General features: G+C 67.9%; 21 protein-coding genes and 1 pseudogene. 15 read left to right on the top strand and 7 right to left on the bottom strand.

Annotated features, from left to right (window positions below):
* Positions 1–329 precede the first annotated feature (329 nt).
* Positions 330–1,322: an acyltransferase gene (locus Q1K09_RS08260; RefSeq protein ID WP_300344596.1), complete on the top strand. Its 993-nt coding sequence runs from the start codon at positions 330–332 to the stop codon at positions 1,320–1,322.
* An 11-nt stretch (positions 1,323–1,333) separates the two neighbouring features.
* Positions 1,334–3,880, top strand: a complete 2,547-nt coding sequence (locus Q1K09_RS08255; protein WP_300344594.1) for a DNA polymerase III subunit gamma and tau — start codon at positions 1,334–1,336, stop codon at positions 3,878–3,880.
* A gap of 49 nt (positions 3,881–3,929) precedes the next feature.
* On the opposite strand, the gene Q1K09_RS08250 is transcribed toward Q1K09_RS08255, so the two are convergent.
* On the bottom strand, positions 3,930–5,585 hold the full coding sequence (locus tag Q1K09_RS08250; protein ID WP_300344592.1) for an FAD-binding dehydrogenase: 1,656 nt from the start codon (positions 5,583–5,585) through the stop codon (positions 3,930–3,932).
* Positions 5,586–5,734: 149 nt separating this feature from the next.
* On the opposite strand from Q1K09_RS08250, the gene recR reads away from it, so the two are divergent.
* The 7 genes from recR to Q1K09_RS08215 all read left to right on the top strand — a co-directional run bounded on the left by recR (position 5,735) and on the right by Q1K09_RS08215 (position 12,625).
* Positions 5,735–6,331, top strand: coding sequence for a recombination mediator RecR (recR, locus tag Q1K09_RS08245; RefSeq protein WP_300344589.1), 597 nt, complete (start codon positions 5,735–5,737; stop codon positions 6,329–6,331).
* 321 nt (positions 6,332–6,652) lie between these two features.
* On the top strand, positions 6,653–7,591 hold the full coding sequence (locus tag Q1K09_RS08240; RefSeq protein ID WP_300344586.1) for a transporter substrate-binding domain-containing protein: 939 nt from the start codon (positions 6,653–6,655) through the stop codon (positions 7,589–7,591).
* 98 nt (positions 7,592–7,689) lie between these two features.
* Complete coding sequence (locus Q1K09_RS08235) at positions 7,690–8,553, top strand: amino acid ABC transporter permease (protein ID WP_300344583.1); 864 nt, start codon at positions 7,690–7,692, stop codon at positions 8,551–8,553.
* Positions 8,554–8,654: 101 nt separating this feature from the next.
* The gene (locus tag Q1K09_RS08230) at positions 8,655–9,263 is read left to right on the top strand and encodes an amino acid ABC transporter permease (protein WP_300344604.1); all 609 of its coding nucleotides are present in this window, start codon (positions 8,655–8,657) and stop codon (positions 9,261–9,263) included.
* Between the two features lie 58 nt (positions 9,264–9,321).
* Positions 9,322–10,083 (top strand): ectoine/hydroxyectoine ABC transporter ATP-binding protein EhuA, encoded by a 762-nt coding sequence (gene ehuA, locus Q1K09_RS08225; RefSeq protein WP_300344602.1) that lies wholly within the window; start codon positions 9,322–9,324, stop codon positions 10,081–10,083.
* Positions 10,084–10,208: 125 nt separating this feature from the next.
* Positions 10,209–11,492 carry an aspartate kinase gene (locus tag Q1K09_RS08220; RefSeq protein WP_300344580.1) on the top strand — a complete coding sequence of 428 codons (1,284 nt, stop codon included), beginning with the start codon at positions 10,209–10,211 and terminating at the stop codon, positions 11,490–11,492.
* 185 nt (positions 11,493–11,677) lie between these two features.
* Positions 11,678–12,625: a 3-methyladenine DNA glycosylase gene (locus Q1K09_RS08215; protein ID WP_300344549.1), complete on the top strand. Its 948-nt coding sequence runs from the start codon at positions 11,678–11,680 to the stop codon at positions 12,623–12,625.
* A gap of 5 nt (positions 12,626–12,630) precedes the next feature.
* Here the strand turns inward: Q1K09_RS08215 and Q1K09_RS08210 are convergent, their stop codons facing one another.
* A complete protein-coding gene (locus tag Q1K09_RS08210) occupies positions 12,631–13,287 on the bottom strand; it encodes an NAD(P)-binding domain-containing protein (protein ID WP_300344546.1) in 657 nt (218 codons plus the stop codon).
* A gap of 163 nt (positions 13,288–13,450) precedes the next feature.
* On the opposite strand from Q1K09_RS08210, the gene Q1K09_RS08205 reads away from it, so the two are divergent.
* Both Q1K09_RS08205 and Q1K09_RS08200 read left to right on the top strand, forming a co-directional pair.
* Positions 13,451–13,603 (top strand): CopG family transcriptional regulator, encoded by a 153-nt coding sequence (locus tag Q1K09_RS08205; RefSeq protein ID WP_300344544.1) that lies wholly within the window; start codon positions 13,451–13,453, stop codon positions 13,601–13,603.
* Positions 13,600–14,382, top strand: a complete 783-nt coding sequence (locus Q1K09_RS08200; RefSeq protein WP_300344542.1) for a hypothetical protein — start codon at positions 13,600–13,602, stop codon at positions 14,380–14,382. The genes Q1K09_RS08205 and Q1K09_RS08200 overlap by 4 nt, the downstream gene beginning before the upstream one ends.
* Before the next feature lie 18 nt (positions 14,383–14,400).
* Here the strand turns inward: Q1K09_RS08200 and Q1K09_RS08195 are convergent, their stop codons facing one another.
* Positions 14,401–15,249 (bottom strand): aldo/keto reductase, encoded by an 849-nt coding sequence (locus Q1K09_RS08195; protein WP_300344541.1) that lies wholly within the window; start codon positions 15,247–15,249, stop codon positions 14,401–14,403.
* A 206-nt stretch (positions 15,250–15,455) separates the two neighbouring features.
* Here Q1K09_RS08195 and purS point away from each other — a divergent pair, with 206 nt between their 5' ends.
* Genes purS through purL form a run of 3 tightly spaced genes read left to right on the top strand, consistent with a single transcriptional unit; the run spans position 15,456 to position 18,851 of the window.
* Positions 15,456–15,713 (top strand): phosphoribosylformylglycinamidine synthase subunit PurS, encoded by a 258-nt coding sequence (purS, locus tag Q1K09_RS08190; protein WP_300344539.1) that lies wholly within the window; start codon positions 15,456–15,458, stop codon positions 15,711–15,713.
* Positions 15,714–15,717: 4 nt separating this feature from the next.
* A complete protein-coding gene (purQ, locus tag Q1K09_RS08185; RefSeq protein WP_300344537.1) occupies positions 15,718–16,497 on the top strand; it encodes a phosphoribosylformylglycinamidine synthase subunit PurQ in 780 nt (259 codons plus the stop codon).
* Positions 16,494–18,851, top strand: coding sequence for a phosphoribosylformylglycinamidine synthase subunit PurL (purL, locus tag Q1K09_RS08180; protein WP_300344535.1), 2,358 nt, complete (start codon positions 16,494–16,496; stop codon positions 18,849–18,851). Before purQ ends, purL begins: the two co-directional genes overlap by 4 nt.
* A 60-nt stretch (positions 18,852–18,911) precedes the next feature.
* Here the strand turns inward: purL and Q1K09_RS08175 are convergent, their stop codons facing one another.
* Positions 18,912–19,475 (bottom strand): AAA family ATPase, encoded by a 564-nt coding sequence (locus Q1K09_RS08175; RefSeq protein WP_300344533.1) that lies wholly within the window; start codon positions 19,473–19,475, stop codon positions 18,912–18,914.
* A gap of 95 nt (positions 19,476–19,570) precedes the next feature.
* Positions 19,571–20,469, bottom strand: a pseudogene (locus tag Q1K09_RS08170) (DNA-formamidopyrimidine glycosylase family protein).
* Positions 20,470–20,545: 76 nt separating this feature from the next.
* On the opposite strand from Q1K09_RS08170, the gene Q1K09_RS08165 reads away from it, so the two are divergent.
* On the top strand, positions 20,546–21,772 hold the full coding sequence (locus Q1K09_RS08165) for a cysteine desulfurase-like protein (RefSeq protein WP_300344532.1): 1,227 nt from the start codon (positions 20,546–20,548) through the stop codon (positions 21,770–21,772).
* Here the strand turns inward: Q1K09_RS08165 and Q1K09_RS08160 are convergent.
* Both Q1K09_RS08160 and Q1K09_RS08155 read right to left on the bottom strand, forming a co-directional pair.
* Positions 21,765–22,241, bottom strand: coding sequence for a flavodoxin domain-containing protein (locus tag Q1K09_RS08160; protein WP_300344530.1), 477 nt, complete (start codon positions 22,239–22,241; stop codon positions 21,765–21,767). The genes Q1K09_RS08165 and Q1K09_RS08160 overlap by 8 nt on opposite strands.
* Positions 22,242–22,322: 81 nt before the next feature.
* A complete protein-coding gene (locus Q1K09_RS08155; protein ID WP_300344527.1) occupies positions 22,323–24,278 on the bottom strand; it encodes an NHL domain-containing thioredoxin family protein in 1,956 nt (651 codons plus the stop codon).
* Positions 24,279–24,416 lie beyond the last annotated feature (138 nt).

The raw sequence follows: 24,416 nt of genomic DNA, 5'->3' as shown, positions 1-24,416 counted from the left end.
GGCGGGACACCCCGTTCGATATCCATACCCACCACGCTACAAGCCCCCTACGACACCCCACCTGTCACCCCGACGCCCCCGCCGCTCCAGGGGGCCGGACCGAGGAGGCGGGGAGGTCACGGAACTGGGCTCACGCGGCGGCCCTCGTGAACGCCAGCACAAGCCTTTCGGCCGGCATTCGGTACAGTGGGTTCGGTTTGGTTCGGGCTGAGGGGACCGTCCCCACACCCTGCCCGGACGCCGTCGAGAAAGCCACTCACCCTCACCTGATGTCACCTACCGCACCCGCACCCGTGCCACCCGCTGCCGCGGCCGCCTCAGCTGGCCGCATGCAGTGGATGGATATGCTGCGTGGGATCGCCGTGCTGCTGGTGGTTGTGCTCCACGGCGCCGATATCCCCTATCTCAACGGCAACGGCGTGGAGCAGTGGGCTGAAGTGAATCGGTACCTGGAACCATTCCGGATGCCGCTGCTGATGTTCCTCTCCGGCATGCTGCTGCCGCGCTCACTGGCGAAGCCGCTGCCGCTCTACGCCTGGGGAAAGTTCGCCGCGATCGTATGGCCACTGGTGCTGTGGGGCCTGCTGTTCGGCCTGTTCATCTACCACGGAGGGTTCGACCACCCCGCCTTCTGGCGAAGCGGTGGCGACTACCTGTGGTTCCTGACCGCGCTGATCTTCTGCTACGCACTGGGAATCTTGCTCAAACCCGTGGTGCACCATCGCGCCGGGCTGGTCGGCGCCGCGCTGGGTGTCTTCCTGGTGATGCTGCTGCTGCGGCACTTCGGTGAGATCAATCTCTCCATCGCCAGCCGCACGCTCTACAACGGCGCGTTCTTCTTCCTCGGTGCTGCCTGTGTCCGTGTGGTTCCGCGCTGGGTCAAGGCCCCGAGTCTTGTGGTCATCGCACTGGCGCTGATCGCCGCCGCCATCTCCGCAGCCGGGGTCGATCATCGCGACCTGCGGACCGGCACCCTGTTCGCCGTCCCCGGCTCCGTCATCGGCATCGCCGTTGCGGTGTGGCTGGCCTCCCGGACACCCACCGGTTCCGTGCTGCGCTTCCTGGCCTGGATCGGGCGCAGCTCGATCGTGGTCTACATCCTGCACTTCCCCGCCGCGGTGCTCACCCACCGGACCATGGTGGCCCTGGGCGCCGATCCGGTGACCCACACAATCGCCTGCACTGCGGCAGGGCTGGTGGTCTCGGTGACCGCGGTCGCGCTGCGGCCGCGCACCCGGTGGCTCTACGTGTTTCCGGGCAGCAGCCGCATCCAAGGGCGCATCGCTGAACGCACCAATGCGACTGTCCGCCGCGCGGGGTAAGGTTCTGGACTGTGAGCACCGCCTTGTACCGCCGCTACCGGCCTGACACCTTTGCCGACGTCATCGGCCAGGAGCACGTCACCGGCCCGCTGGTCACTGCCCTGGGCAAGGATGCGGTCTCTCATGCGTATCTCTTCTCCGGGCCGCGCGGATGCGGAAAGACCACCTCGGCCCGCATCCTCGCTCGCTGCCTGAACTGCGCACACGGGCCCACCGGCACTCCATGCGGCGAGTGCGAATCCTGCCGCGACCTGGCCACCGGCGGACCGGGATCCCTTGACGTCATCGAGATCGACGCCGCCAGCCACGGAGGCGTCGACGACGCACGCGACCTCCGCGAGCGAGCCACATTCGCTCCGGTGCGCGACCGCTACAAGATCTTCATCATCGATGAGGCCCATATGGTCACCGCAGCGGGATTCAACGCGCTGCTGAAGATCGTTGAAGAGCCGCCGGAGCACATCAAGTTCATCTTCGCGACCACCGAGCCGGACAAGGTCATCGGGACCATCCGCTCCCGCACCCACCACTACCCCTTCCGCCTGGTCCCGCCGGAGCCTCTGCTGGACTATTTGGAGCGGCTCTGCTCGGCGGAGAATGTCCAGGTGGCACCCGGTGTGCTGCAGCTGGTGCTGCGGGCCGGCGGCGGTTCGGTCCGCGACACCCTCTCCGTTCTGGACCAACTGATCGCCGGGGCCGGAGAGTCCGGGCTGGACTATGACCGCGCTGTGGCGCTGCTGGGCTTCACCCACGCCGCGCTGCTGGACCAGGTGGTCGATGCTGTGGCAGACCTCGACGGCGCCCAGGCCTTCTCCGTAGTGGACCGAGTAGTCCAGTCCGGGCAGGATCCGCGGCGGTTCGTCGAAGACCTGTTGGAGCGGCTGCGGGATCTGATCATCGTGAAATCTGTGCCGGAGTCGCCGCAGGCGATCCTGCGGGGGGTGCCGGAGGATCAGATCCGCACCATGCAGACCCAGGCGTCCAAGGTCGGTGCTGCTGAGCTCTCCCGCGCCGCGGATATCACCGCCACCGCGCTCACCGAGATGGTGGGCGCCACCTCTCCCCAGCTGCACCTGGAGCTGCTGATGGCCCGGCTGCTGCTGCCCCATGCAGAGTCCGGCCACTCCAGCCTCGCAGCACGGCTGGAGCGGCTAGAGCGCCGGCTGGACTTCACCGCAGGCGCTGGAAGCACTCCTCCGGGGGAAGCTCCCCGCGAGGCCTCGACTTCCACCGCGCCAGCTGAGGGCGCGGCGCAAGGCTCCGCGGCCGCGCAGACCGGCCCCGCAGACGGCGGCCCCGCGCACCAGGAGCAGGCAGCCGGTAAGGACGAAGCCGGCTGGGCCGTGCCCGGTGCCTGGGGCCCGACGCCGGAGGAGACCTCCGCACCTGCTCGGCCGCAGAGCCCGTCCCCTGCCGGCCAACAGAGCCCCGGCCCGCAGCCGGAGCCGCCCGGCACTGAGTCCAACAACCCGCAGGCAGTCGACCAGCCGCCAGCCCCAAAACCTGGGGCGCCGCGGAAAGAAGCCGCCGATGCCGCCCCGGAGCCTGCGCCCCCCGCCCAGGAGAGCCCCGCTGCAGCTGCTCAGCAGGCAGCCGGGGGCTCCACGGACATGATGCAGCGCGCCTGGCCGGACATCGTCGAAGCCATGAAGTCCCGCTCCCGCATGCTGTGGATGCTGGTCAAGGGCAACGTCTCCGTGGCCGGGTTCGACGGCAAACGGCTCACCCTGGCATTCAGCAACGAAGGCGCCCGCAACACGTTCGCCAACCGCAATGGCGAACAGGCACTGGGCGACGCAGTGCAGGAGGTGCTCGGCATGCAGGTCAGCTTCGAGCTGGCCTCCGGACCCCCGCAGGACCAGGGGGCACCGCCCCCAAAAGGTGAGGGCCGGACTGGGGCAAGTCCAGCTCCGGCCGAGGCCCCCACTCCCCACGGACCGGACCCGTCGCCGCCGTGGAATGCTGCCGAATCTGCCGAGCAGCCGCAGGACCCTGACGAGCCGGAGGACCCGGACGAAGCCCCCGGCCCCTGGCCCGAACACCGGTGGGACACGCCCGCCCCGGCCGGCGCCTGGCAGTCGCCCGCGCCAACCGGTCCCCAGCACGCGACTGCGGAGCAGACCGCGGAAGCCGCCGCGCCTGCGCCGTCGTCGTCCTCATCCCACCGGGCGGGCGAAACCGGCAAACCCCCCATTCCGGCCTTCGCCCGGCGTGCCGCTCCATCGGACAGCGCCGCCCCAGCAGCCCATGAGGCCCCACCGGAGCAGCGGCAGAGCCCAGCCGAGGCCAACGGCCGGGCCGCGGAGATCCGGCAGCGGCTGGCAGCCAGAAGCTCTCCAGCTGCCGCGGAGGCCGACGGTACCTGGCAAGCCGCACAAGCACCGGCGGAGTATGACACCTCTCCCCCGCCGGACTGGGCAGAAGCCCCGGAGGAAGACATTCCCAGCGATGACGACGTCGACCTCGAAGGCACCGGAGTCTTCGGCCGCCGCGCCATCGAACGGATTCTGGACGGCGTGCTGCTGGAGGAGCAGCGGCTCGACGACGATCCTCGCTGAACCGCTCAGCGGCCCGGACGCCGTCGGCCGCTGAGGCCCCCGCAGGTGCTCAGCCGGCCTGGGCAGCTGCTGCCCGTCCGGCAGTGCGCCCGGAGAACAGGCAGCCTCCCAAGAAGGTGCCCTCCAGGGCGTTGTAGCCCATCATGCCGCCTCCGCCGAAGCCGCTGACCTCCCCGGCGGCATACAGCCCGGGAAACGGTTCGCCGTCGGAGCGCAGGCAGCGGCCCTGCAGGTCCGTCTCCAATCCGCCGAGGGTTTTGCGGGAGAGAATGTGCAGCCGCACTGCGATCAGCGGCCCCGCAGCGGGATCCAGGATCCGGTGCGGCCGGGCCACGCGCACCAGCTTGTCCCCCAGATACTTCCGGGCTCCGTGGACTGCGGTGATCTGCGCGTCCTTGGTGTAGGGGTTCTCCAGGGCCCGGTCCCGCTGCTCGATGACCGTGCGCAGCTTCTCCTCGGTCAGCTCGGGGGCGGCGTCGTCGGCGATCCGGTTCATCCCGGCGACCAGCTCATCCAGCGAATCGGCCACTACAAAGTCGTCACCGTGCTGCTTGAAGGCCTCCACCGGCCCGGGAGCGCCCTTGCGCACCCGGGAGAGCACCTGCCGGATGTCCCGGCCGGTCAGATCGGGATTCTGCTCCGATCCGGAGAGCGCGAACTCCTTTTCGATGATCTTCTGGGTCAGCACGAACCAGGAGTAGTCCCAGCCGGTGGTGCGCAGATGCTTCAGTGTCCCGAGCGTGTCGAACCCCGGGTAGCAGGGGGCCGGAAGCCGGTTGCCGGCGGCGTCGAGCCACAGCGAGGACGGTCCGGGCAGGATGCGGATGCCGTGCAGCGGCCAGATGGGATCCCAGTTGCGCAGACCCTCGGTGTAGTGCCACATGCGGTCCGGGTTGATCAGATGCGCCCCGGCCTGCTCCGCGATGGCCAGCATCCGGCCGTCGACGTGGTCCGGAACTCCGGAGACCATCTGCTCCGGCGGTGTGCCCAGACGGTCCGGCCAGACGCGCCGAATGAGATCGTGATTGCCGCCGATGCCACCGCTGCAGACGATCACCGCCTGCGAACTCAGCTGAAACTCGCCGATCTGTTCGCGGCTGGTGGGGCGGCCCCGCTCAGCCTCAGTGGATTCCAGCAGCGCACCATGGACTCCTGTGCAGCGACCCTGCTCCACCACCAGCCCGTCCACCCGGTGGCGGAAGGCGAACCGAATCCGCCCGGCGTCGGCGTGCTCGCGCACCCGGTTCAGGAAGGGCTCCACCACACCCGGGCCGGTGCCCCAGGTGATGTGGAACCTCGGCACCGCATTGCCGTGCCCCTCTGCCCGGCCGTCGCCGCGTTCGGCCCAGCCGACCACCGGGAAGATGCGGTGGCCCATCTGGTGCAGCCAGGCGCGCTTCTCTCCGGCGGCGAAATGCACATAGGCCTCCGCCCAGGCACGAGGCCAGCGGTCCTCCTCACGGTCGAACTGGGCGCTGCCCAGCCAGTCCTGCCAGGCCAGCTCCACGGAGTCCCGCACCCGCATGCGGCGCTGCTCAGGGGTGTCCACCATGAACAGCCCGCCCAGGCTCCAGTGCGCCTGTCCGCCCAGGGACTGCTCCCCCTCCTGGTCCACCAGCAGCACCGAGCGTCCCGCGTCAGCTGCTTCCGCCGCGGCGGTCAGTCCGGCCAGGCCGGCGCCGACCACAATGAGATCTGCATCCATTCGCCTCTCCTCCCTCAGCCCGGAGTGACCGAGCTCACTGTCTCAATGAGTCTAGACAGAGCGGTCCACCGGCCGCGGCACGGAGGCGGCGGCGCCGCTGAGCAGTGGACTGGCTGAGTGTGCATGCAGGAGCCGTAGACTGGCTGACTGTGTATGAAGGCGCAATCCAGAACCTGATCGACGAGCTCGGCCGGCTGCCGGGCATCGGGCCCAAGTCCGCCCAGCGAGTGGCATTCCACATCCTGGAGGCTGATGCTGAGGACATGGCGCGACTGGCTGAGGCGATCCGCACAGTCAAGGACAAGGTGCAGTTCTGCGAGGTGTGCTTCAACGTCTCCGAGGAGTCGCTGTGCCGGATCTGCCAGGACACCCGCCGCGAAGGCTCGGTGATCTGCGTGGTGGAGGAGTCCAAGGACGTGATGGCCATCGAGCGCACTCGCAGCTTCCGCGGCCGCTACCACGTGCTGGGCGGTGCGATTAACCCCATCGCCGGAATCGGCCCGGACCAGCTGCACATCCGCCAGCTGCTGAACAGGCTCTCCGACGACGAGATCCAGGAGGTCATCATCGCCACCGACCCGAACCTGGAGGGCGAGGCGACGGCGACCTACCTGGTGCGCATGCTCAGCTCCCTAGGCATCCGGATCACCCGGCTGGCCTCCGGACTGCCGGTGGGCGGAGACCTGGAGTACGCCGATGACGTCACTCTGGGCAGGGCATTCGAAGGCCGCACCTCGGTGGGATGAGCGCGGTGAGCAGGCGCCGCGCAAATGTTTATTGAGATGTGATCTGCACTAGGGTGCCAGTTTTTCTCACGGAATAGCTGTTCGCCTCTGCCGCGATGAGCAGGCAGATGCGGCCCCTGCGAGATAATTTCTGAAATATTTCCCTCATTCGCCGGACCCTGGCATTTCGTGGTGCGCACAGAGGATCGCAGTTTGTAAAACCCTTGTTGCTGGCTAACGTAACCCTGGATATTGCCGCCGTGTGGCCGTAGGGTTGTCAGCAACCTGCGGACGCAGGCCATCCGACTCGCACACACGACGTATGAGGAACCGAGGTCGAACATGAGTTTCAAGACTTCCGCACTGCGCGCCGGTGGATTCACCACCGCCGCCCTGCTGGCCCTGACCGCCTGCGGCGGAAACGGCGAGGACACCGAGACTGAAGAGGCCGACGGCGGCGCCGAGACCGCCGAAGGAGCCGAAGGCAACGGCGAAACTCCGGACGTGACCGTCGAAGGCGACTCAGTCACCGTCGCCATCGCCGGCGAGGAGCCGTACTCCTGGCTCGAGGACGGAGAGCCCACCGGCGCGGCCCTGGCACTGGCAGAAGAGATTCTCGGCGAACGGATGGGCTATGAGGTCGAGGCCGAGCTCACCAGCTGGGACACGCTCATCCCCGGTCTGAACGCCGGCCAGTGGGATGTGGTCTCCGCCGGCATGTCCATCACTCCGGAGCGCTGCGAGCAGGCAGCCTTCTCCGAGCCGGAGATCATGTACACCACGGCGTTCCTGGTGGAGGAGGGCAACCCCCATGGTCTTGAGGACTTCGAGGACGTCGCTGAGGTCCAGGAGTCCGAGGGCCTGGACGTGGTCACCCTCACCGCCGGCGTCGAGGCCGGCTACACCGAGGCGCTCGGCATTGAGACCGAAGGCGTGGAGACCGCCGAGGACGGGGTCGACTTCGTCACCGGCGGCCGGGCAGACGTGTTCGCGCTGACGGCGATCTCGCTGAACGCGATGGCCGGCGATATCGAGGGCTACGAGGTCACCGATCCGTTCAGCCACGAGGTCTCTGCCGGATCCACCGTCTTCCGCTTCTCCGATGAGGACCTGCTCAACGAGTACAACGAGCATCTGGCTGAGCTGAAGGAGTCCGGCGAAATGCTGGAGATCATCAGCGAGTTCGGCTTCACCGAGGATGAGGTTCCCCCGGCCGAGCTGACCGCCGCTGAGCTCTGCGAAGGCAATGTCGAAGAGCTCAACGAGCAGTACCTCGACTGATAGGCGCATCCTGCTGACCACGGCGGTCAGCCCCGCCGCCCGGGGCTGACCGCCGAGTCGGTGCCACTGCACAACCACCTGAGGGGAACCACTCGCACATGGACTGGCTCGAGGAGCAGCGGCAGCATCTCCAGGCGCTGTCCGATTTCTCCGACCGACTCATCGACGGCCTTCTGACCACCATTCAGCTCACCCTGCTGGGCGGAGCGCTCGCTTTCGTCGTCGCCGTCGCCCTGGGTCTCATGGCTGGGGCTCCCAGCCTGTGGCTGCGCGGACCGGCGCGCGTGCTCATCGAGTTCTTCCGCGGCATCTCACTGCTGGTCCTGCTGTTCTGGATGGTCTACGTGCTGCCGCTGTTCTGGATGGCGAATCCAGATCTTCCCGGCGAGGGCCTGGTCCGCAACACCTTCCTCATCGGAGTCGTGGCGCTGGGCATCAACTACGGGGCCTACGGCGCCGAAGCCGTCAGGGCGTCGCTGACCACCGTGTCTCAGGGACAGTGGGAGGCCACCACGGCGCTGTCGATGTCCTGGCCGCACAAGATGCGCCGGATCATCTTCCCGCAGGCCTGGGCGCTGATGCTGCCCTCCCTGGCCAACCTGTGGGTCCACCTGCTCAAGGGAAGCGCCATCGTCTACATCCTGCCCGGCGTCAATGACTTCACATTCGAGCTGAACAACCTGCGCCGGCCCACAGATATCTGGTTCTCCCACGCCCTGGTGGGCCTGGTGACCTACTTCGTCCTCGCACTGATCCTGACCATCTTCATGCAAGCTTTGGAAGCCCGCGCCAAGCACAAGCTGGGACGAGGCCCGTCCCTGAAGGAGATCCTCTCCCCTGATCCCCCAGCCATCGCGCCCGACGCCGCGTCGTCGTCGACAGCGACCCTGAGCACCGAGAAGGGCTCCCAGGCGCGTGGCGAGACCGATGCTTCCCAGACCACCGGCGGAGGTGCTCGATGACGCACCACAACCTGCTGGCCCAAGAGGCCGATGTTCCCGCCGACCAGCCGACCACCGGACCGTGGTGGGACTGGGCATTCGCCTGGGAGATCCTGCCGGATATGCTCACCGCATTCGTCCAGTTCACCCTGCTGGTCACCGTGGTGGGAACACTCATCGCCGCCGTGCTGGGACTGGTCATCGCCATTCTGATCATGGTGCTGCCCCGGCCGCTGGCCTGGTTGGTGCGCTGGGTGGCCAACTTCATCCGTATGACGCCCATCGTGGTGCAGCTGATCCTGCTGTTCTGGGCGTTCCTGTGGCTGGACGCGCTGACCATCGGCATCATCGTCTTCGGCGTCCACTACGCCACCTATATGTCCGAGGTCTACCGAGCCGGCATCGAGTCAGTGCCCAAGGGGCAGTGGGAGGCCACCACAGCGCTGTCCATGAACGCGGTGCGCACCTGGCGCAGAGTCGTCATCCCCCAGGCGCTGCGCTCCACCATCCCCTCGTTGGGCAACTACGCCATCTCCATGTTCAAGGACACCCCGTTCCTCTACGCCATCGGAGTCACCGAGATGGTCACCCTCGCCGTCGGTGAGATCGGCGGCACCACGTTCCGCTACAACGAGGCCGTGACCATCGCCGGGCTGATCTTCCTGGCCGCCAGCTACCCCACCGCTGTTCTCATCAACCGATTGGAGAAGCGACTTGCCTACGCCCACTGACCCCGCCCCCGCCGCAGTTGCTGAGCCGGCCCCGGCGTCGTCCGCCGAGCCGCCGGTCATCGAGTTTGTCGACGTGGAGAAGCGCTTCGGCGACAACGTGGTGCTGAAAGACCTGAACTTCTCCGTGCGCCGCGGGGAGCGCGTCACCCTGATCGGGCCCTCCGGCTCCGGCAAGACCACGATCCTGCGCCTGGTGATGACCCTGGAGGAGCTCACCGGCGGCTACATCTACATCGACGGCGAGCCGCTGACCCACCAGCAGCGAGACGGCAAGCGCGTGCCGGTGCCCAAGAAGCAGCAGAAAAAGCTGCGCACCCGCATCGGCATGGTCTTCCAGCAGTTCAACCTGTTCCCGAATATGACGGTGCTGGAGAACATCATCGAAGCGCCCATCCACGTGCTGGGCCAGTCCAAGAAGGACGCTGTGGCCAAAGCGCATTCGCTGCTGGAGCAGGTGGGCCTGCCGGACAAGGCCGAGGCGCACCCCACCAGCCTCTCGGGCGGCCAGCAGCAGCGAGTCGCCATCGCCCGCGCCCTGGCGATGGATCCGGAGATCCTGCTGCTGGATGAGGTCACCTCCGCGCTGGACCCGGAGGTGGTCGGCGATGTGCTCAACATCCTGCGCCAGGTGGCCGACACCACCAATGTGACCATGCTGATCGTCACCCATGAGATGGCCTTCGCCCGCGACGTCAGCCACAAGGTGATGATGTTCGACGGCGGCCGCGTGGTCGAGGAAGGACACCCGGAGAAGATCTTCACCAACCCCGAGCACGAGCGGACCCAGAAGTTTCTCTCTGCAGTTCTCGGAGAGAGCTGAGAGATCCACCTGCGCACCAGTCTGCCGCCTGGTCCCGGCGCCCTGCCCAGGGACAGGCGTGCGCCATAGACTGGTGCCCGAACACCCGACCCCAATGCACTCATCAGGAGTGAGTAACCACACCCATGAGCATCATCGTTCAGAAGTACGGCGGTTCCTCAGTGCAGGACGCCGAATCCATCAAGCGCGTGGCGCGCCGGATCGTCGATACCAAGCGAGCCGGCCACCAGGTGGTGGTGGTGGTCTCCGCTATGGGAGACACCACCGACGATCTGCTGGACCTGGCCGCCGATATCTCCTCGGCCCCTCCGCTGCGTGAGATGGACATCCTGCTCTCCTCCGGCGAGCGCATGTCCATGGCGCTGCTGGCCATGGCGATCCACGAGCTGGGCGAGACCGCCCAGTCCTTCACCGGGTCCCAGGCAGGAATGATCACCGACGCCCTGCACGGACGGGCCCGGATCATCGAAGTCTCCCCGCAGCGGGTGCAGGAGGCGGTCGACGCCGGTTATGTGGGTATTGTGGCGGGCTTCCAGGGTATGAGCCGGGAGTCCAAGGACATCACCACCATGGGCCGCGGCGGGTCCGACACCACCGCGGTGGCCCTGGCCGCCGCGCTGGACGCCGAAGTCTGCGAGATCTACACCGACGTCGACGGCGTGTTCACCGCCGACCCGCGCGTGGTTAAGTCCGCCCGCAAGATTGATGAGATCTCCAGCGAGGACATGCTGGAGATGGCCGCAGCAGGCACCAAGGTGCTGCACCTGCGCAGCGTGGAGTACGCTCGCCGGTTCGGCGTGAAGCTGCACGTGCGCTCCAGCTTCTCCGATAAGGAAGGCACCTGGGTCATCCCCGACGAGACCGACACAGTCACCATCAAGGAAGGCGAACCCTTGGAACAGCCCATCATCTCTGGCCTGGCCCACGAATCCTCGGAAGGCAAGCTGACCATCCGGGGTGTGCCGGATGCGCCCGGCAAGGCGGCTGCGGTGTTCAACCCCATCGCCGAGGCTGGGATCAACATCGACATGATCGTTCAGGACATCTCCGCGGAGACGAAGAAGACCAATATCAGCTTCACCCTCCCCGGTGCCGACGGCGACAAGGCGCAGCGCATTCTGACTGAGCACCAGGATGAGATCGGTTTCGAGAGCCTGGACTTCGTGCCGCAGGTGGGCAAGGTCTCCCTCATCGGCGGCGGCATGCGCAATCACCCCGGCGTCTCGGCGCGGTTCTTCAGCGCCCTCAGTGAGGCGGGGATCAATATTGAGCTGATCTCCACCTCAGAGATCCGCGTCTCTGTGATCACCGATGTGGAGGTGATGGACAAGGCTGTGCAGGCCATCCACACCGCCTTCGGCCTGGACTCTGATGAGGAGGCGAAGGTCTACGCCGGCACCGGGCGCTGAGCGCAGACGCGGCGTTGCCTGCAACGACTGAGGGGCGGCGGAATCCCAGCTGGGGTTCCGCCGCCCCTCAGTTTTCAGGTGCGAGGTTACAGTCACGGAGTGTACCGCAGAGCCCCAGGTTATTTACAGGGTCAGCGCCCTGGCTGGACGTTCCCCTACTGTCGGGACGGTATCCTGGGCGGCCGATGACCGATCGCAGCCCTGCCCCCACCGTCGCCGCCGCAGCTCGGGCTCCGCTCCCCTCCGGCGTGCGGATTCTCCCTGCCGCCGAGCACCGCAGCCGCGCGGCCGACCACCGAGCGGCGGTCCAGCTGCGCACCGAGGCGTTCCTGGCCCGGCGCCGGACAGGGGTCTCCCACCCGGTGGAGGATTTCCTGTTCACCTACTATTCGCTCAAGCCCGGGCAGCTGGCCCGCTGGCACCCCGGCGCCGGAGTGGTGCTGGAGGGCGCGGGGGACTCGGAGCGTCCCGGGTGGAAGTTCTACACCGTGGTCGACGACGGCACCGCCGCCGGTGGCGCGGTGGTGGATGTCCCGCGCTTCTGCGCCGAGCGCGGCACGACCATCGGATACATCCGGCGGCTGCTGGAATCCACTGCGGCCCGGCCTGCCCAGCTGGGCTGCTTCGGGCTGCATGAGTGGGCGATGGTGTACCGGTCCCGGCTGCACGGGCAGCGTCATGAGCAGGTCCCGCTGCGGCTGGGGGCCGAGGGGACCGATGAAGTGGTGGAGTCCCTGCGGATCCAGTGCACGCACTTCGACGCCTTCCGGTTCTACACCCCGTCGGCTGCGCCGCTGAACCGGCTGCAGCCCACCCGGGAGACTCAGGTGGACCTGGAGCAGCCGGGCTGCCTGCACGCAAACATGGATCTGTACAAATGGGCCGGCAAGCTCATGCCGGCCCTTCCCAGCGACCTGCTGCTGCGGTGCTTCGACCTGGCGCGCAGCATCCGCGAGCTGGATATGCGGGCCTCCCCCTATGATCTGCGCGAGTGGGGCTATGAGCCGGTGCGCATCGAGGAGCCGGCCGGGCGGGCCGCCTACGCCCGTGCGCAGAAGGAGTTCGCTGAGCAGGCTCAGCAGCTGCGCGGCGAGATCCTCTCAGCCCTGGAGGCGCTGGAGTCGCTGCGCTGAGCGTTTCACGCTCCGGTGCTCGCCAGCTGGCGGCTCTGCTCCACCAGCCGGGTCATCTCTTCGCTGGTGTGCCTGCCGGAGAAGATCTCAGTGCCATTCTGGAAGGCGCGTCCGGCGCTGAGCGGTCCGGCGTCGACCGGGTCGAATCCCAGTGAATCGATGAACTCGGAGACCAGAGCGCGGGCGTCGTCGTCATCTCCGGCTATCGCCAGGGCGCGGCGGGAGGGGGTCCCGGCGGGCTGGGCCTCGACTTCCAGCTCCCCGTAGCCGATGTGGTTCAGCGTCTTGACCAGCCGGACATCGCCGAGGAAGTCAGCAATCACCTCGCTGGTGCCGCGACCGGCCTCGAACTCCTCCATCACCCCGTCCACCGGGGCCCAGTAGTTCATGGTGTCGATCACCACGTGGCCGGCCAGCGCGCCGGTGTCGATGCTGCGGTACTTGTGCAGCGGGACGGCGATGACGATCAGGTCGCTGCCGCGCAGCTGCGAGCTGTCCACAGCCGAAGCGCCAGGCACGATGACCTCGGCGAGCAGGCGAATCTCCTCGGAGGGCTTGGCGGTGGCGATCCTCACCTGGTGCCCGGCCCGGATCGCCTGACGGCCCACGGCGGTGCCGACGCGGCCTGCTCCCAGGATCCCGATGGTCAGCGGGTTCGTCATCGTGCAGCGTCCTTTCCAGCGCAGGAAAACTGTCGTTCAAATTTGAACTACCACTGGGGCAACACGCGGCGGGCGCGCCCTGTTCCCGCAGAGGCGCTGCTGTGGTCAGGGTCACAGGGAGTCAGCCCCGGATGAGAGCATCATAGTTTGCTAGCATGCAGGCATGCCAGAGAAGAAGACACAGTTCAACGTGTATCTGCCCCCGGATCTGGTGCGCGCGGTCAAGCACCGCTGCATCGACGAAGGAGTCTCGCTCTCGGCCTTCGTGGAGCGGATCCTCACCGACTACCTGGAATCGAAGGAGGACAAGGAATGAGCGCCCAGCGCCAGACACTGACGGTGATGCCCCTGCACTTCACCTCCGAATACCGCCGGTGGCGGGAGTTCTACCTCAGCCTGGGGCTGCGCAGCACGGAGGCTGACCACCCGATGGCCACAGTGCTCGCCGCCGGCTCCGGTCAACTGATGCTGGCAGAGATGGAACCCGGAGATGCCCTGGAGGGCGTGCAGCTGGTGGAGTTCATGGTGTCCGATGTGCAGGCTCACGCCGATGCGCTTCAAGCCGCCGGGGTCAGCTGCCAGCAGGTGCGGCTTCTTCACCGGAACGGTCCCAGCCTGGCGGTGGATCTGCCCCAGGGCCGGGTGCATATCGGTCCAGCCATGACCAGTGCCGGTGCAGCGGACTTCGACCCGGCGGTGCTCAACATCGGCGCGCTGCTCTACTGCCCGGCGGAGACGGTGCGGCCCGGCGCCGAGACGCTGGCGCAGTACGGGCTCACGCCCCGCATCGCCAGCGACAACGGTGGATGGACAGACCTGGTGGGGCACGGCGTCTTTGCCTTCCATGAGGGCGCGATACGCACCGTGGACCATGAGGCACCGGGCCAACCGGTGGTGCAGGTCTTCGGGGAGACCGGGGACGTGGCCGAGCTGTGCCGGCAGCTGGAAGCCCGCGGGGTGGAGGCCACCGTGATCGACGAGGCCTACGGCCGCTCGCTGCGCATTATGCAGCCCGACGGCACCCACCTGCAGTTCAACGAGACGATGCAGGACCTCTACGGCTACCAGCGTCTCAGTTCAGCCTCCGCAGATTGATTCAGCGGCGAAAGCCGGTCAGAACTCCTCATAGACGGCGGGGTCCTGACCGGCCAGCCGACCGTCCGGTCGCCCCAACCCGGTGATGCGCTCCATCTGGTCTTCACTGAGCTCGAAGTCATAGACCGCAAGGTTCTCCCGCTGGCGGGCGGGGTCGGCAGACTTCGGCAGCGGGATGGTGCCGCGCTGGATATGCCACCGCAGGATGGTCTGCACGGGGCTGCGGCCGAGCTCTTCGGCGATTCCGCGGATGACCGGCTCCTGCTGCAGCTGGGAGTTTCTGCCCACCGGGCTCCACGCCTGGACTGCGATGCCGAGTTCTGCGTGGGCGGAGAGCTGGTCCTCCTGGGGGAACCACGGATGGATCTCGATCTGGTTCACACTCGGCATCACCCCGGTCTCCCGGTGGAGCCGGTCCAGGTGCTCGGGCAGGAAGTTGCTCACCCCGATCGAGCGCAGCAGCCCTGCCTCCTGCAGGTCGATCAGCGCCTGCCAGGCCTCGGTGTAGAGGCCCTGCTTCGGGTTGGGCCAATGGATCAGATACAGGTCGAAGCAGTCCACCCCGGCCCGGTACAGCGACTCCTGCACGGCCTCGACGGCCTGGTCGTAGCGGTGGTAGCGACCGGGAAGCTTGGAGGTCACGCGCAGCTGGTCGCGGTCCACCCCGGAGGCGGCGATGCCGGCACCGACGGCCCCTTCGTTCTCATAGTTGTAGGCGGTGTCCAGCAGCCGGTAGCCGGACCGGATCGCCGCGGCCACCGCCTCGGCACCGGCGGTCCCGCGCAGGTTATAGGTGCCCAATCCCAGCTCCGGGAGGGTGGTGCCATCGAGAAGCGTCCGCTCGGGGACGGTATGCGGCTGGGTCATCGTCTCACTCCTGGTGGATGCAGTCGGCACAGGCGTCGTCATTCCCATCCTGCCATCTGCACCGCCGTCACCGGCAGCAGTCAGGTCCGCGGGCGGTCCAGAGGAGCAGGGATCCGCGGCGGCGTCAAAGCCCCAGCATGCCCCGGTGCTCCCGTGGCGGTAGGATTGTGAGGCGTTCCGAACTGTTCTGACCCCAGGAGTCACACGTGCCAACGATCGTCGTCGAGGTCATGCCGAAGCCTGAGATCCTCGACCCGCAGGGCAAAGCCATCGCCAATGCGCTCCCCCACCTGGGGTTCACCGGGTTCTCCGGGGTCCGGCAGGGGAAGCGGTTCGAGCTCAGCGTGGACGGCGAGGTCACCGAAGAGGTGCTGGCTTCTGCCCGCCGCGCCGCCGAGGAGATGCTGTCGAACCCGGTGATCGAGGACGTCGTGTCAGTCTCCGTTGAGCAGGACGCCGCCTGAACCCATGACAGCTGCGGACACTCCCCTGATCGGCGACTTCCCCTCCCCCGCTGAAGCCCGCTTGGACGGGGCACGCATCGGTGTGGTGACCTTCCCCGGAACTCTCGATGACCGCGACGCCGCTCGGGCGGTGCGACTGGCCGGCGGCACGGCGGTGCCGCTGTGGCACGCGGATCAGTCTCTGCACGGCGTCGACGCCGTCATTCTGCCCGGGGGGTTCAGCTACGGCGACTACCTGCGCGCCGGCGCCATTGCACGCTTCGCCCCGGTGATGACCACCATTGTGTCCGAGGCCTCCGCCCAGCAGGCCGAGTCCCCGCTGCCGGTGCTGGGCATCTGCAACGGCTTCCAGATCCTCACCGAGGCGCATCTGCTGCCGGGCTCCATGATCAAGAATGACCACCTGAAGTTCATCTGCAAGGATCAGGTGCTTCGGGTGGAGAACACCGCCACCCCCTGGACCGCGCAGTTCACCCAGGATGAGCTGATCGCGGTGCCGATGAAGAACCAGGACGGCCAGTACGTGGTCTCCGCCGCAGAGCTGGAGCAGATCGAGGCCGAGGGGCGGGTGGTCTTCCGCTATGTGGGCGAGAACCCCAACGGCTCCCGGAATCACATCGCAGGGGTGACCAACCCGCGCGGCAACGTGGTGGGCCTGATGCCGCACCCCGAGCACGCCGTGGAGGCCGGCTACGGTCCCGATGACGCCACCGGGATGCGCAGCGGAACCGACGGACTGACCATCTTCACCTCCGTGGTGGGCTCCCTGGCAGGAGGCAAGTGACCGTGAGCGAATTCAACATCGACACCGTGGAGAACGCGGCAACCACCCCGGAGACTGAGCTGCCCTGGGCCGAGCTGGGCCTGAAGGAGGACGAGTACCACCGGATCGTGGAGATCCTGGGCCGCCGGCCCACCGCCGCGGAGCTGGCGATGTACTCGGTGATGTGGTCTGAGCACTGCAGCTATAAGTCCTCCAAGGTGCATCTGCGCCAGTTCGGCGAGAAGGTCACCGACCAGATGACTAAGGACCTTATGGTCGGCATCGGCGAGAACGCCGGGGTCACCGATCTGGGTGACGGCTGGGCGGTGACGTTCAAGATCGAGTCCCACAACCACCCCTCCTATGTGGAGCCCTATCAGGGCGCGGCCACCGGCATCGGCGGCATCGTGCGCGACATCATCTCCATGGGCGCCCGGCCGGTGGCGGTGATGGACCCGCTGCGCTTCGGCGATATCGACCACCCGGACACCAAACGCGTGCTGCCCGGGGTGGTCTCCGGCATCGGCGGCTACGGCAACTCCCTGGGCCTGCCCAATATCGGCGGTGAGGTGGTCTTCGACTCCGTCTATCAGGACAATCCGCTGGTCAACGCCCTGGCCGTGGGAGTCATGCGGCATCAGGATCTGCGGCTGGCCAATGCCTCCGGCGTGGGGAACAAGGTGGTGCTCTTCGGTGCGCGCACCGGCGGCGACGGCATCGGGGGCGCCTCTGTGCTGGCCTCCGAGTCCTTCGACGACGCCAAGCCCTCCAAACGCCCGGCGGTTCAGGTCGGCGATCCGTTCGCTGAGAAGGTGCTCATCGAATGCTGCCTGGAGCTGTTCGGCAAGGAGTTGGTCGAGGGCATCCAGGACCTGGGCGCTGCCGGCATCAGCTGCGCCACCAGTGAGCTGGCCTCCAACGGTGAGGGCGGCATGCATGTGGAGCTGACCAATGTGCTGCTGCGAGACCCCACGCTGACCCCCGGGGAGATCCTCATGTCAGAGTCCCAGGAGCGGATGATGGCAGTGGTCACCCCGGAGAACGTGGAGGCCTTCGAGGCCGTGATGGGCAAATGGGGCGTGGAGTACTCCTGGCTCGGCGAGGTCACCGATACCGGCCGGCTGATCATCGAATGGGACGGCGAGACCATCGTCGACGTCGACCCGCGCACTGTGGCCCACGACGGCCCTGTCTATGAGCGGCCGTACCGTCGCCCGGCATGGCAGGATGAGCTGCAGGCCGACAGGTTCCGCTCCTCAGGGGCTGGGCAGAATCTGCCGGCCACTGCCGAGGAGCTGGGTGAGGCTGTGGTGGAGCTGATGACCTCGCCGAATATGGCCGATGTCTCCTGGATCACCGACCAGTACGACAGGTTCGTCGGCGGCAACACCGCGCTGAGCCAGCCCGACGACGCCGGGGTGATCCGCGTGGACGAGGAGACCGGCCTGGGCGTGGCTCTGGCCACCGACTGCAACGGCCGGTACGCCTATCTGGATCCCTATGCCGGGGCCCAGCTGGCCCTGGCGGAGGCCTACCGGAATGTGGCCACCTCTGGCGCGGTGCCGATGGCGGTCTCAGACTGTTTGAACTTCGGCTCCCCGGAGGACCCGGAGATCATGTGGCAGTTCGCCGAAGCCGTGCGCGGCCTCTCCGATGCGTGCATGGAGCTGGGCGTACCGGTCACCGGCGGAAATGTCTCCCTGTACAACCAGACCGCCGGGCGGGCTATCCACCCCACCCCGGTGGTGGGAGTGATGGGCCGGTTCGATGACGTCTCCCGCCGCACGCCCTCCGGCTACCAGCGCTGGGCCGACGGGCAGGCGATCTACCTGCTGGGCACCACCGCCGATGAGCTGGACGGCTCAGAGTTCGCGCGGCTGCGCGGGCATCTGGGCGGGACCCCGCCGCGGGTGGACCTGGCCGCTGAAAAGACCCTGGGCGAGATCCTCATCAACGCGTCCCGGGACGGGATGATCGATGCCGCCCACGATCTCTCCGAGGGCGGACTGGCTGCAGCCCTGGCGGAGATGAGCCTGCGCTTCGGTGTGGGGGCGCGCGTCAGTGTTCAGGAGCTCTGCGAGCGCGATGGCCTGGACCCCTTCACCGCGCTGTTCAGCGAATCGCAGGCTCGGGCCGTCGTCGCGCTGCCGCGCTCTGAGGAGCTGCGGTTCACCGATATGACCACAGCCCGCGGCTTCCCCGCCCTGCGCATCGGCGTGGTGGATGCCGAATCTGGGGGCCTTGAGGTGACCGGCGACTTCCCCGGCGGCAGCTTCGGCATCGGCCTGGATGAGCTCAAGCAGGCCTGGAGCTCGGTGATTCCCAGCCGCTTCGGCGCTCTCACCGAGGCTGAGATCGCCACCCGGGAGCAGTGAGCGGCTTCCGGACCCAGTCTGTTTTCGGCGCTGTGCCACCGGTGCAGCCGTGTCAGATGCTCACTCTGACAGGGCGCGCTCGAGTGCGCTGAGCCAACGTCGTGCTTCAGCGGGGCTGGCCAGGCGCACGACCGTCAGACCGCCGAAGCGCTCCTCCAGTGTGGGCACCACGGGTTTCAGGGCGTTTCGGGTGGCCCAGCCCCAGCGGATGATGTGCTCCTTGCGGGTGAGGATCGTCCACAGCGGCGGCTCAATGTTTCCGTTCCATATCTGTCTCCGCCCGAGCCGGCGGCTCACGGTGCGGCGGATCAGGCGCTGCATCTTCACCGGCGTGGAGTAGTCCAGCCACAGCAGAGTGTCGGCCCGCTGAGCGATGAGCGGACGCACGGTCCGGTACTGCCACTCCATGACCCAGCGCGGCTGGGAGGTGAAGCGGTCGACGTCGTCGGTGAAGCTCTCCCGCGGGGCCCACCCAGCACCCCAGTAGAGGCTGTCGATCTCCACCCGGGGGAATCCGGTCAGTTCGGCCAGCTGGGTGCACAGTGTGGTCTTTCCCGCGCCGCTGGAGCCGGCCACGGCGATCCGGTTGGGGTTCCAGGTGATCGGGTCCTCAGCAGTGCGCACCCTCCTGAGTCTATATGCGGCGGCACGGTCCGCTGGGCGGCCGCCGTCTTCTGTGCGCCGCTGCCGGCGGCGGGTCCGGGTAGGGTCCGGTGTCCCTACTTGAGGAGCCGGGAGAGCCCTCGGTCGGCCAGTATCTTGCCTCCGGTCTGGCACGCGGGGCAGTACTGCATGCTTCTGTCGGCGAAGACCACCTCGCGGATCACGTCTCCGCAGGCGGGGCAGGGCTGGCCGGCGCGGCCGTGGACGCGCAGCCCGGACTTCTTCTCGGCCTTCAGCTCGGAGGCGGCAGCACCGGAGGTTCGGGCGATGGTCTCCTACAGGGTGTCCTGAATAGCAGCCAGCAGGGCCTGCGCGTCCGTGCGCTCGGCGGCCTGATAAGGCGAGATCCGTGCGGCGTGCAGGATCTCATCCGAATACGCATTGCCGATGCCGGCCAGCAGGGACTGATTGCGCAGCACGCCTTTGATCTGTGCGCGTCCGGCCTGCCGAAGGATCCGGCTCAGGTCCTCGGCGGTGAAGTTCTCGTCCAGCGGGTCCGGACCCAGGGACGCTACCGAGGGACCTGCTGGGGGTCACGCACCAACCACAGGGCAAGGTTCTTCTTCGTGCCGGCTTCGGTGATGTCTGCGCTGCTTCCCTCCTGCAGGATCAGCCGAGCTGCCAGCGGCCCCTTGCCCGGACGGCTGCGGCGCTGCTGGGTTTGTCCGGCCGCCGGGGCGCGCCACCGGATCCACCCCGCCCGCGCCAGGTGGACCACCAGATGCAAGTGCGGGCCGGCCGAGTCTCCCGCCTATTCCCGTGGCGCGAAGCGGAAGTCCAGGTGCTTGCCGTGCCGGCCCACCTGCCGCAGCTGGGCCCCCTCCCGCGCGGCGACAGGCGGGTCGAAGGTCTTCAGTGCGGTGAAGGAGGCCAGCTCCAGGCGCAGGAGCCTGCCGCCGGCCATCCGGCGGGTCAGCTCCTCGGCCAGAGCGTGAACCTCGGGAAGCTCAGGCATGGCACCAGTATGTCCCCGATCCGCCGGCAGCCGGTAGGCTCGCTGGAAGAACACCCTAGTGAGAGGCTCCGCCACGATGACCGGATTCGACGTGAACCAGCTGCGCTCCCACTTCCCCGCCCTGGACTCGCAGATCGCCTTCTTCGACTCTCCCGGCGGAACCCAGACCCCGCGGCACGTCGCTGAGGCCATTGCTCGGACACTCACCGCACCGCTGTCCAACCGGGGCACCCGATCGCTCTCCGAACGCAATGCGGAGCAGGCAGTGGCAGCGTTCCGAGCTGCCTACGCGGACTTCCTGGGTGCCGATCCGGCCGGCATCGTCTATGGCCGCAGCGCCACTCAGCTGACCTATGACTTCTCCCGCCATCTCGGCCGCAGCTGGGGCCCCGGCGATGAGGTGGTGGTCACCCGGCTGGATCACGACTCCAATATCCGCCCGTGGGTGCAGGCCGCCGAGCGCACCGGCACGCACGTCCGCTGGGTGGACTTTGATCCTGAGACCGGCGAACTGGACGCTGAGCAGCTGGAATCGGTGCTGGGTCCCCGCACCCGCCTGGTGGCGCTGACCGCGGCGTCAAACCTGATCGGCACAGTGCCCGATGTCCGCGCTGCGGCCGAGGCCGCCCACCGCGCAGGGGCCCTGGTGTATGTGGACGGGGTGCATTTCGCCGCCCACCGGCTGGTTGATCTCGCCGCCCTCGGCGCCGACTTCTTCGTCTGCTCGCCGTATAAGTTCCTGGGCCCGCACTGCGCGGTGCTGGCCGCAGACCCGCAGCTGCTGGAGAGCATCGTCCCGGACAAACTGCTGCCCTCCACCAATGAGGTGCCCGAACGGTTCGAGTACGGCACTCTGCCCTATGAGGTGATGGCCGGCGCCGCAGCGGCGGTGGACTTCCTGGCCGGGCTGGGCGGCGACGCCGAGGCGGATCTGACCCGCAGAGAGCGGCTGCACAGGGCCCACAAGCTCGTCGGTGGTCATGAGCACCAGCTGGCGGAGGAGATTCTTGCCTCCTGCCGCAGCCGGTTCGGTGACGACGTCGTCGTCCATTCCCGTGCCGCGGACCGGACGCCGACGCTGCTGCTGAGCTTCCCGGGGCGGCGCGCGGCCGAGGTGTCAGCGCTGCTGTATGAGGACGGTGTGCACGCCCCGGCGGGGTCCTTCTACGCCTATGAGGCCTTCCAGCGGCTGGGGATCGACGACGACGGCGCCCTGCGGCTGGGAGTGGCCCCCTATACCAGCGCGGAGGATGTGCAGCGGCTCCTCTCCGGGCTGGAGCGGGCCCTGGTCACACTCAGCTGACGCCGTAGGAGAGCAGGCTATGGGCCCAGTCCTCGATGGCGGGCCAGTCCCGGAAGTCTGCGTCCTTGGGAGCCTGGGCCACAGTGAGCTGCAGCTTCTCGAAGAAGCTGAGCTTCTCCTGGTCGACGGCGCCGCGGAAGTAGGCGACCTCGCGGTGCGGGAAGCGGGCGAGCTCATCGAGCAGCTTCTTCTCCAGCTTCTCCGCCCCGCCGACGGCGAAGAGGAAGAGCGGCTTGCCGGCCAGCTCGGTGCGGTTGGCCTCCAGGAACAGCGTGCCCTCGCCCAGCAGCTTCTGCCGGTAGACCGGCATGCCCACAATGACATTGTCCGTCTCGTAGAGCCAGCGTCCGGCCTCCCCGACGTCCTTGACGTAGGCTTTGACGCCGCGGGCGTGCAGAGTGGAGGCGATACGTTCGCCGATCTCTGCAGTCGAGCCATGCTTGCTGGCCACAACGACCATGGTGGTCATAGGGTCTTCCGCCTTTCGCCAGGACTGATGCGTCTGGTCACGAGCCTACCGAATCCGCGGCCGTCACGCCCCTGCTGAGGCTCACTTCACCCCACGCAGGTCCAGGGTCAGGGATGCCTCGCCTGCGGGACTCAGGGTCACCGGGATGCCCCAGTCCTGCTGGTAGAGGTGGCATGCCGCGTGCATGGGGATCTCCTCCCCCGGCGCGCCGTCGCAGGCTGCGGCCCGGGCGGTGATGTGCAGAACGCCCTCTGTGAGCTCCGGGTTCAGGTGCAGCCGCCGGTGCAATCCCGTGGAGGTGCCCGCGCCATCGGCGAGCAGCTCCGGGGGTGTGGCCGAGACCTGCAGCTGGGTGGGGTCGCCCCAGCGGTCGTCGAGCTTCTGGCCGGTGGGGGCGGTGAACTCCACCTGCAGGGTGAACTCCCCGGGTGCGACCTCGGTGGCCGGCCGCTGGGTCTGGGAGGCTCCCTCGTCCACAGTGAGGTACTCCTCCGGCACCGCGATGCGCACCAGCTGGTGGGCGTTGGTCTCCACCACCAGCAGGGTGGAGCCGTCGGCGTCCAGCAGCACGTCGGAGGGTTCCTTCAGCCCGCGCGCCACTGTGGAGACTCCGGCGGGCACGGTGGTGCCGTCAGCCGCAGTGTGCTCTGCCTGCCAGCGGCGGATCGCCCCGTTGTAGGTATCAGCCACCAGCACCGAGCCGTCCGGCAGGGCAGTCACCCCCAGCGGGTGCTGAAGTCTGGCCTGGGCGGGGTCGCCGTCGCGGAATCCGAAGTCGAACAGTCCGGTCCCGATGAGCGTCTCGGTCACCGGCTCTTCCGGGTTGCGGGAGGTGCGCAGCACGCGCAGCGCGGAGGTCTCCGAATCGGCGATCCAGATATCTCCGTCCGCGCTTTCGGCCAGACCGGAGGTCTGAGCGTACCAGGCCTGGTCAGGGGGGCCGTCGGTGAGCCCTTCGAGGCCGGTGCCGGCGAAGACCGCCAGCTCTCCGGTGCGGGGGTCGAAGCTGAAGATCTGGTGGGTGCCGGCCATGGCGATCAGCACCAGGCCCAGCCGCTGGCTGTAGAGCACGTCCCAGGGGGAGGACAGCGAGACGTTCAGCGGGTCGGTGCCCAGTGAGCCGGTCACCGCGGTGCTGCGGGTGCGCTCGGCGTCCAGCAGCCGCTGCACGCCGTTGCCGGCCAGTGTGGTCACTTCTCCGGTGGCGGCGTCGATGCCGCGCAGCCGGTGGTTGACCGTATCAGCGACGACGACGTCGTAGCCGACCTGCTCGGCCAGCTCCTCGGGCAGCAGGGCGAGCCCCTGAGGCTCGGTGAACTGGGCGGTCTCCGGTCCGCCGTCGGCATAGCCCTTCTGCCCGGATCCCCAGCTGCGGGTCACCGTGGCCAGGTCCTCAGCCAGCTCCACAATCCGGTGGTGGCCGGTGTCGGCGACCAGGAAGCGTCCGGCGGCGTCGTCGTCCCCGCCCAGGGGCCGGGTGACCGGCACCGCCTTGCCGGGGAAGCGCAGCGTGGTGGAGACCGGCTCCGGGGGCACATAGAGGCCGTCGCCGCGGTGCAGGGTGCCCTTCGCCTCGTGCTCGGCGATCAGCTCCTCCACCAGCGAACTCAGACCGGCCACATGCCCCTCCCCCGCCAGGGATGCGGCGATGTAGCCCTCCGGGTCGATGACCACCAGGGTGGGCCAGGCGCGGGCCGAGTAGGCCTGCCAGGTGATCAGCTCCGGGTCGTCGAGCACCGGGTGGGCGATCTCGTAGCGCTCCACGGCCGCAGCCAGAGCCTCCGGGTCGGCCTCGTGCTCGAACTTCGGCGAATGCACTCCGACGGTGACCAGCACATCGGAGTGCTTCTCCTCCAGGGGCCGCAGCTCGTCGAGCACATGGAGGCAGTTGATGCAGCAGAAGGTCCAGAAGTCGAGGATGACGATCTTGCCGCGGAGGTCTTCCAGGGTGACGTCCTTGCCGCCGGTGTTCAGCCAGCCGCGGCCGAGCAGCTCGGAGGCGCGCACACGCGCCGAGCGCCTGAGGGTCTCTGTCATCGGGTCCTGCTCCTTTGCGACGTCGCATCCGGGGGCCGGGGTGAGGGCGGCTGCAGCGCCGGTCCCATACGGTGGGTCAACCAGCGCCGGCTGGTTTCTGTTCCTTGGGCTGTGCTCCTTGGTGGCTGTTCTGCGGCG

This window comes from Nesterenkonia sp. (genome assembly GCF_029265375.1).
Lineage (GTDB): Bacteria > Actinomycetota > Actinomycetes > Actinomycetales > Micrococcaceae > Nesterenkonia.
Note: the sequence above shows the minus strand (reverse complement) of the source record. Positions and strands in the feature narration are given on the sequence as shown.

Excerpts from the sequence above, each read along its gene's own strand:
- Q1K09_RS08260 (WP_300344596.1), top strand. The coding sequence starts at position 330 with ATGCAGTGGATGGATATGCTGCGTGGGATCGCCGTGCTGCTGGTGGTT.
- Q1K09_RS08250 (WP_300344592.1), bottom strand. The coding sequence starts at position 5,585 with ATGGATGCAGATCTCATTGTGGTCGGCGCCGGCCTGGCCGGACTGACC.
- Q1K09_RS08240 (WP_300344586.1), top strand. The coding sequence starts at position 6,653 with ATGAGTTTCAAGACTTCCGCACTGCGCGCCGGTGGATTCACCACCGCC.
- Q1K09_RS08235 (WP_300344583.1), top strand. The coding sequence starts at position 7,690 with ATGGACTGGCTCGAGGAGCAGCGGCAGCATCTCCAGGCGCTGTCCGAT.
- Q1K09_RS08230 (WP_300344604.1), top strand. The coding sequence starts at position 8,655 with ATGCTCACCGCATTCGTCCAGTTCACCCTGCTGGTCACCGTGGTGGGA.
- Q1K09_RS08220 (WP_300344580.1), top strand. The coding sequence starts at position 10,209 with ATGAGCATCATCGTTCAGAAGTACGGCGGTTCCTCAGTGCAGGACGCC.
- Q1K09_RS08215 (WP_300344549.1), top strand. The coding sequence starts at position 11,678 with ATGACCGATCGCAGCCCTGCCCCCACCGTCGCCGCCGCAGCTCGGGCT.
- Q1K09_RS08210 (WP_300344546.1), bottom strand. The coding sequence starts at position 13,287 with ATGACGAACCCGCTGACCATCGGGATCCTGGGAGCAGGCCGCGTCGGC.
- Q1K09_RS08205 (WP_300344544.1), top strand. The coding sequence starts at position 13,451 with ATGCCAGAGAAGAAGACACAGTTCAACGTGTATCTGCCCCCGGATCTG.
- Q1K09_RS08200 (WP_300344542.1), top strand. The coding sequence starts at position 13,600 with ATGAGCGCCCAGCGCCAGACACTGACGGTGATGCCCCTGCACTTCACC.
- Q1K09_RS08195 (WP_300344541.1), bottom strand. The coding sequence starts at position 15,249 with ATGACCCAGCCGCATACCGTCCCCGAGCGGACGCTTCTCGATGGCACC.
- purQ (WP_300344537.1), top strand. The coding sequence starts at position 15,718 with ATGACAGCTGCGGACACTCCCCTGATCGGCGACTTCCCCTCCCCCGCT.
- Q1K09_RS08165 (WP_300344532.1), top strand. The coding sequence starts at position 20,546 with ATGACCGGATTCGACGTGAACCAGCTGCGCTCCCACTTCCCCGCCCTG.
- Q1K09_RS08160 (WP_300344530.1), bottom strand. The coding sequence starts at position 22,241 with ATGACCACCATGGTCGTTGTGGCCAGCAAGCATGGCTCGACTGCAGAG.
- Q1K09_RS08155 (WP_300344527.1), bottom strand. The coding sequence starts at position 24,278 with ATGACAGAGACCCTCAGGCGCTCGGCGCGTGTGCGCGCCTCCGAGCTG.